The 6,611-nt window shown below is 34.1% G+C and carries 8 protein-coding genes and 1 pseudogene; 1 reads left to right on the top strand and 8 read right to left on the bottom strand.

Going from position 1 to position 6,611, the window contains the following annotated elements; genetic code table 11:
* Nucleotides 1–189: 189 nt before the first annotated feature.
* The 6 genes and pseudogenes from cbpC to ADH54_RS01260 form a co-directional block, all read right to left on the bottom strand.
* Complete coding sequence (cbpC, locus tag ADH54_RS01280; protein ID WP_049523613.1) at nt 190–1,146, bottom strand: choline-binding protein CbpC; 957 nt, start codon at nt 1,144–1,146, stop codon at nt 190–192.
* An 18-nt stretch (nt 1,147–1,164) separates the two neighbouring features.
* Nucleotides 1,165–1,293, bottom strand: coding sequence for a hypothetical protein (locus tag ADH54_RS12715; protein ID WP_374702227.1), 129 nt, complete (start codon nt 1,291–1,293; stop codon nt 1,165–1,167).
* Between the two features lie 3 nt (nt 1,294–1,296).
* Nucleotides 1,297–2,439 (bottom strand): annotated as a pseudogene (locus ADH54_RS01275) (trypsin-like peptidase domain-containing protein); the annotation flags it as partial.
* Between the two features lie 458 nt (nt 2,440–2,897).
* Nucleotides 2,898–3,668: a type II toxin-antitoxin system toxin PezT gene (pezT, locus tag ADH54_RS01270; RefSeq protein WP_049523610.1), complete on the bottom strand. Its 771-nt coding sequence runs from the start codon at nt 3,666–3,668 to the stop codon at nt 2,898–2,900.
* Nucleotides 3,668–4,144, bottom strand: coding sequence for a type II toxin-antitoxin system antitoxin PezA (gene pezA / locus ADH54_RS01265; protein WP_000579619.1), 477 nt, complete (start codon nt 4,142–4,144; stop codon nt 3,668–3,670). The genes pezT and pezA overlap by 1 nt, the downstream gene beginning before the upstream one ends.
* Before the next feature lie 85 nt (nt 4,145–4,229).
* A complete protein-coding gene (locus ADH54_RS01260) occupies nt 4,230–4,493 on the bottom strand; it encodes a hypothetical protein (RefSeq protein WP_049523607.1) in 264 nt (87 codons plus the stop codon).
* 143 nt (nt 4,494–4,636) lie between these two features.
* On the opposite strand from ADH54_RS01260, the gene ADH54_RS01255 reads away from it, so the two are divergent.
* Nucleotides 4,637–5,893: an ISL3 family transposase gene (locus tag ADH54_RS01255; RefSeq protein ID WP_049523605.1), complete on the top strand. Its 1,257-nt coding sequence runs from the start codon at nt 4,637–4,639 to the stop codon at nt 5,891–5,893.
* Between the two features lie 41 nt (nt 5,894–5,934).
* On the opposite strand, the gene ADH54_RS01250 is transcribed toward ADH54_RS01255, so the two are convergent.
* Both ADH54_RS01250 and ADH54_RS01245 read right to left on the bottom strand, forming a co-directional pair.
* Nucleotides 5,935–6,114 carry a hypothetical protein gene (locus tag ADH54_RS01250; protein ID WP_049523603.1) on the bottom strand — a complete coding sequence of 60 codons (180 nt, stop codon included), beginning with the start codon at nt 6,112–6,114 and terminating at the stop codon, nt 5,935–5,937.
* The gene (locus tag ADH54_RS01245; protein WP_049523602.1) at nt 6,105–6,551 is read right to left on the bottom strand and encodes a Wss1p-related putative metallopeptidase; all 447 of its coding nucleotides are present in this window, start codon (nt 6,549–6,551) and stop codon (nt 6,105–6,107) included. The genes ADH54_RS01250 and ADH54_RS01245 overlap by 10 nt, the downstream gene beginning before the upstream one ends.
* Nucleotides 6,552–6,611 lie beyond the last annotated feature (60 nt).

The raw sequence follows: 6,611 nt of genomic DNA, 5'->3' as shown, positions 1-6,611 counted from the left end.
TGTGAACAAATCGATTAGGAAAGTCAAATTAATGTATAGAAATATTTTAGCAGTCGTGGCGTATTATTCTTGATTCAATCTACCATAAAAGAGAATAACCCTGCTAAATTTCTGATCTACTCTATTCTATATTATTCACTGACTAAAAAAGAAAACCTACCTTCTCAGTAGATTTTCTCTGTTTAAAATTTATTTCCAAGCGCCACTGCCATCTACATGATAGCCATCTGGTGTGCGTGTATTGCGAAGCATATTACCAGATGATGCGAGATAGTACCACTTACCATTATCTTTGACCCAACCGGTAGACATTGCACCTGATGAACGAAGGTAGTACCAACTGTTACCAACATAAGCCCAACCTGTCTTCATATCACCGTTTTGAGCATCTAGATAATACCACGTTGAACCATCTTGATACCAGCTAGTCGCCATCACTCCTGATGAACGGAGATAGTACCACTTGTCACCAATATATTGCCAACCAGTTTGCATGATTCCAGTTTTTGGATCCAAGTAGTACCATGGAGCAGGTTTGCTTCTATCAATGTCAATAGTAACATGAAAATCTTGAGTCCAACCCTTAGCAACTTCACCAATTGGTAGTGGATTGTAAGAATCATCGCCAAAATTTCCTAGCTTATTTAAATAATACCAATTGCCGTCTTCATAAATCCAGCCTGTCTTTACAGCATAATTATTATCAAAATAATAAGTTCTCTTTTCAGCAGATAGAGGATATTGTTCACCGTATACTTTTCCTGTATTTTCAGACGTTTTTGCCTCTAGTACTTGTTTATCTGTTTGTTCTAGCAAAGCACCATCTTGTCCAAAATAGTACCACTTCTCCTGAAGGCCAATTTCGAAGACTGGACGATTATCAAATAAATCATCACGATAACCTGTTCCAGGAATTTCTAAGTATTGCCATCCAACTACCATTTCTCCTTTATCACCAAAATAGTAAGTTTTACCGTCTATTTTATGCCAATAGATTGCTTTATGATCATCTTTTACATAATATTTTCTATTATCCTTATCAACAAATTGACCACCTGTGGTATCCGCAAATACAGTATTTGTAGTTAGCAAACCAAAGAAAAGTGCTGTTAGTCCAACTTGCATAGTTTTTTTCAAAAGTTTCATTTATATATTCCTCCAATATTAGATCCACTCACCAGATGAAGCGAAATTATAAACTTTACCATCGATAGTTTGGCTACCTGTAACCATTGCTCCAGAGGAGTTGAGATAATACCAATTTTCTCCTACTTTTATCCAACCTGTTTTCATATCTCCATTAGTAGGATCTAAATAGTACCATGTTGAGCCATCTTTATACCAACCAGTCTTCATGTCACCATTGGTCTTATCTAAATAATACCATCTTCCTCGTACATATTTCCAACCTGTGGACATTGAACCAGAGGTTTCAAGATAATACCATTTGCCATTTATACTTTGCCAACCTGTTTGTTTATTACTATTCTTATAATAATACCAAGTATCACTAATCAGCTTCCATCCATCAATAGAATGCCCTCGAATAACAGAGTAGATGAAAGATAGAGCCTTCTCATTTAACTTAACAGCATAATTCATCTGTTCTGCCTCACTCCCATTAGTATGAACTCCAACAATCCTATTATTAGAATCGTATACTGCTGAACCACTAGCACCAGGTAAAGTATCTACTTGATAGAATAAAAAATCATTTGTATCTTGAAGTACCGCTTTTGTATCAGTATACATCTGCTTAATTAACTTATTAAAAGAAGGGTATCCTGTAATTGTTACATCTAGATTTTTAGTATTTTCTAAATTATTTGGAAGTCCTAACGTCCCCAATTTAGCACCAATCGGTTCTTCCAAAATTAAAACTGCTAAGTCATATGTAGTAAGCTCATCTGGATCAGTATTTCTAAATTCTTTTAAATAACGAACTTCTTTGACTTTTATTTCTCCAAATGGATTGCTATCTGGAGTAGCTGCAGGCATAATCTTTACTTCAGTTGCTTCTGTTTTGGATTTACGGTCATAAACGACATGAGCTGCTGTAATCAAAACATTGTCTTTGATAAAGGAAGCACTTCCTCTACCTGTACCTATTTCTACTGAATCGGCATTTTTAAATTTGAATGTTGCTTTTACATAAGCTGATGTAGAGTAAGGATATTGTAAAGTATTTTTTACCTTAATTAAATCATTTTTGCCAATAATGACTTCTGACTGATTTGTATAATATTGACCATAAGTTGGTGAAACATTCGGAAGTGAAAAATTATTATTTCCTGGACTCTCTTGTAATGTTTCACTTACCTCATACTCCTCGCCTGTACTTGAAATAACAGTCAAAGCAGATACTGCCGGTAGCTGGCTTGCTAATAAAGTACTAGCAATAATTGAAATACCCAATTTTTTATAAAAAATTTTCTTCATTATTTTCTCCTCCTAATGTGATTATAGCATACTATTTTATACTTTTCAATAATAATTGAGAAAATTAAGAAAATTTAGCATCTTCTCACTAATCTTTTATACTATTGTATCTGTCAGGAAAATACACTTCAAACTTCTTCAATATATATAAAATAGACCATTCCAGAATCTACTTTAATCTATATTAATTTTGATCACAATTTTTCTTCTTATTTCGTCTTAAAGTAGTCATATTTTGTCAGTCTTCTTTTTTCTGAGTTATTGAGATTGATTGGAACTTTTGAGGCTGGGCAAATTCTCAATTCCTGAAGAAAATGGAGTAAATCTTCCCACAAGAAAACGCATAATTTCAAGTTTTTCGACACCTGATACTATGCGTTTTTTGGTTCTAAAAAATTTTCGCCCACCTTAAACAACTAACAAAAGTTATAAGTAGACTATATTTTAAAATTTGTGTTCTAACAACCATTTCGATTAGTTAAATCTCTCAATCTTTCTTCTCCTGATTTAAGCATCTCCTTCTCTACTTGATTCCATTCTCCAAATAGTAAGTCATGAAGAACAGTTGCTGCTGAAGTTGTATTTTCTTTTGATTCATATACACAACTTCTATCTCGCTGGTAAATTTGAATTCTTTCAAAGATAGCTAGTTCTTCCAATTTTCGTGTGTTATCAACTAGATGATTAACAATGAAATCATGATGTTCTTTTGGAGTTGCGCGTGCTTGATTTGGATTGATAGCGTATAGTTCTTCGTATCGGATAAGGGTGCTCAGATAGGACAATTCGGGCTTTGTTCCAATTAAGGCTAATTGTACTTCATATCCCTTATTTTTCAAGAGTTGTGCTGTTTTCTTTGGAACATCAATTGTTCGTAAGGTTCCCTCTATCAAAAGATTGTATCCCAAATGACTCAATTCAGTTACTAAAGACTCTACCATTTTACCTGCAAAATCTTTGGTGTATTCAACGCTATCTTTTCCATATTCTTGCTGAAGCTCTAAATAGTGTGGATGCTGAGAACGAAAACTATCGCCATCTATGATAACAATATTTCCTTGAAATTCTTTCTGTTTAATTCGATGAATTGTAGTCTTACCAGCACCACTTTGACCTCCAAGCAAAATCGCTATAGGTTGCTTACTGGACTTTTTTCCTCTTGTCAGTGAACGAAGATTCCGTGCTAGAGCATGTTTGAATTCACTGTCAGTATAATCTTGGATTTCCATTAAGCTACCATCCGTTTTTCAGATATCTCTAACATACGTTCAATTCCATCCAAATAGCCGCTATATCTCTCTATTTCATCAAAAGTTTCTACTAAATAGATATTCGTATGAATCAAGTCAGATAGATCATCACTCATTAAAATCCAAGGATTAGATTCATCATCAATGCTAATTCCCTGACTATCTTGATAACGATAGAGTCGTGATAATAGATTAGCTCCTCTTTCTTTCACAATTTCAATTTTTAAAGTTAATTCATAGTCTTCAACCGGATTGAGCATTTTATCTTCTCCTACAATATCGACATAAGATACATTAAACTTCTGACAAATGATGTCTATTAATTCCGTAGAGACTGAACTAGTTCCATTTTCATAACGACTCAGACTATTACGTGAAATACCTACAATCCGTGCAAATTCGGGTTGGGTTAAGTCATGTGTTTTACGTAAGGATTTTATGTTCTTTCCAATCATGGCAAACTCCTTTTATTTGATACCACCATTATAACATTTAGAAATAGCAAATGCACCATTTTTGGTGCATTATTGACTATTTTTCCTAAATCTTTCTAAATCTTTCTAAATTCTTCTCCAATTGTTCCTTATGAAGTTGATTTTTAGCTTCCTTTAATGTATCGTCCAAAGTTTCTTCTCTATAAGTTGCTTCTGTTTTTAGTTGTTCTGATCCTTGATTTGGAGTAAAAATGATATCTAACAGTCGGTCTATTTTTTCAAAATCTTGGACGGACATATCAGATAGTCGATGAATTAGTTTCTTAAATACATCACTATTGTCTTGATTTTTTTTTAATGTTGTAAGCATCTATAACCTCTCAAAAAAAGGGTTCTATAATATTTGTAGTGGGTAAATCCCTTATAGATATTATGGAGCCTATTTTGTTGTAGAAAAAAAGTCCCATATGACCTATAATGAAAAGCGACAAAACCATCATTAGAAAGATTCATATGGAACAATTACATTTTATCACAAAACTGCTCGATATTAAAGACCCAAACATCAAGATTCTAGATATCATCAATATGGATACCCACAAAGAAATCATCGCTAAGCTGGATTATGAGGCTCCATCTTGCCCTGATTGTGGAAGTCTAATGAAGAAATATGACTTTCAAAAACCATCTAAGATCCCTTACCTCGAAACAACTGGTATGCCTTCTAGAATTCTCCTTAGAAAACGCCGTTTCAAGTGCTATCACTGTTCAAAAATGATGGTTGCTGAGACTCCCCTGGTAAAGAAAAATCACCAAATCCCTCGTATCATCAACCAAAAAATTGCTCAAAAGTTAATTGAAAAAATTTCTATGACTGATATTGCCCATCAGCTTTCCATCTCAACTTCAACTGTTATTCGTAAGCTCAATGATTTTCACTTTAAACATGATTTTTCTTGTCTTCCTGAGATTATGTCTTGGGATGAGTATGCTTTTACAAAGGGAAAGATGAGCTTCATTGCGCAAGATTTTAACAATCTCAATATCATCACTGTTCTTGAGGGAAGAATACAAGCTATCATTCGAAATCACTTTCTTCGCTACGATAGAGCTGTCCGATGTCGCGTCAAAATTATTACTATGGATATGTTTAGCCCTTACTATGACTTGGCTAGACAACTTTTCCCGTGTGCTAAAATCGTTCTAGATCGTTTCCATATTATCCAACATCTCAGCCGTGCCATGAGTCGTTTTCGTGTTCAAATTATGAATCAGTTTGAACGAAAATCTCATGAATACAAGGCTATCAAGCGTTACTGGAAACTCATCCAACAGGATAGTCGTAAATTGAGCGATAGACGTTTTTATCGCCCTACTTTTCGCATGCACTTAACAAATAAAGAAATTCTTGACAAGATTTTAAGCTATTCAGAAGACTTGAAACACCACTATCAGATCTATCAACTCTTACTTTTTCACTTTCAGAACAAAGACCCTGAGAAATTTTTCGGACTCATTGAGGACAATCTGAAGCAGGTTCATCCTATTTTTCAGACTGTCTTTAAAACCTTTCTAAAGAACAAAGAAAAAATCGTCAACGCTCTTCAATTACCTTATTCCAACGCAAAATTGGAAGCCACCAATAATCTCATCAAACTTATCAAGCGAAATGCCTTTGGATTTCGGAACTTTGAAAACTTCAAAAAACGGATTTTTATCGCTCTGAATATCAAAAAAGAAAGGACGAAATTTGTCCTTTCTCGAGCTTAGCTTTTCATCAACCCACTACAGTTGACAAAGAGCCTTTATTGTTAATAAGCAAATTCAAGTTTTGATTTTATATCTTGATAAAGTTTTAAGATTTCAGGAGGAGTGTCCTCACGGAAAATAAATTGTTTCTTTCCTGAAATAGTTTTATCGCCGACAATCCAGTGGCGGATTTGTTTTGTAAAAATCAAAACTTCTTTGCTAGGCATAGCCATTACTTCCATGATAATACCTCCTTGACTTTATTTAACAGATTTATGTCTGTAACCTTATCTCCCAATACCCCGACTTCAGCAACCAACTCATTGATGTTATCGTTGTAAAACGCAATAGCTGCATTATCGCTAATACTATAAAGATAATTATAGTCATGTTTCAATTGTTCCTTGACATATGACACTAATGGGGAGTTCAATTCAGACATTGCTTGTTCGACACTATTATACCGCTTTTTGTTGGCTTTGTAAAATGCTTTAGCAGAGTCCCAATGTTTTTTATGCGTTAATTCATGAACCATGGTATCTGTAATATTTTGAGCGGCAAAATAATTATCAGATAGAACTTTAGCAAATTCTATTTCCGAATGAAGTGCATCACTCACAAATAGAATATCCTGTTTATAATCATACCCAGCAAAACCAGGTAGTCTTGATTTTTTCAAAAAACTCCAAGCAGGCAGAGCCTGCTAACTCATGACAGAAAAAGAAGTTTAGCTTATAAT

Origin of the sequence: Streptococcus pseudopneumoniae (assembly GCF_001072315.1) — a bacterium.
Classification (GTDB): domain Bacteria; phylum Bacillota; class Bacilli; order Lactobacillales; family Streptococcaceae; genus Streptococcus; species Streptococcus pseudopneumoniae_R.
This window is presented reverse-complemented; position numbering and strand designations above follow the sequence as displayed.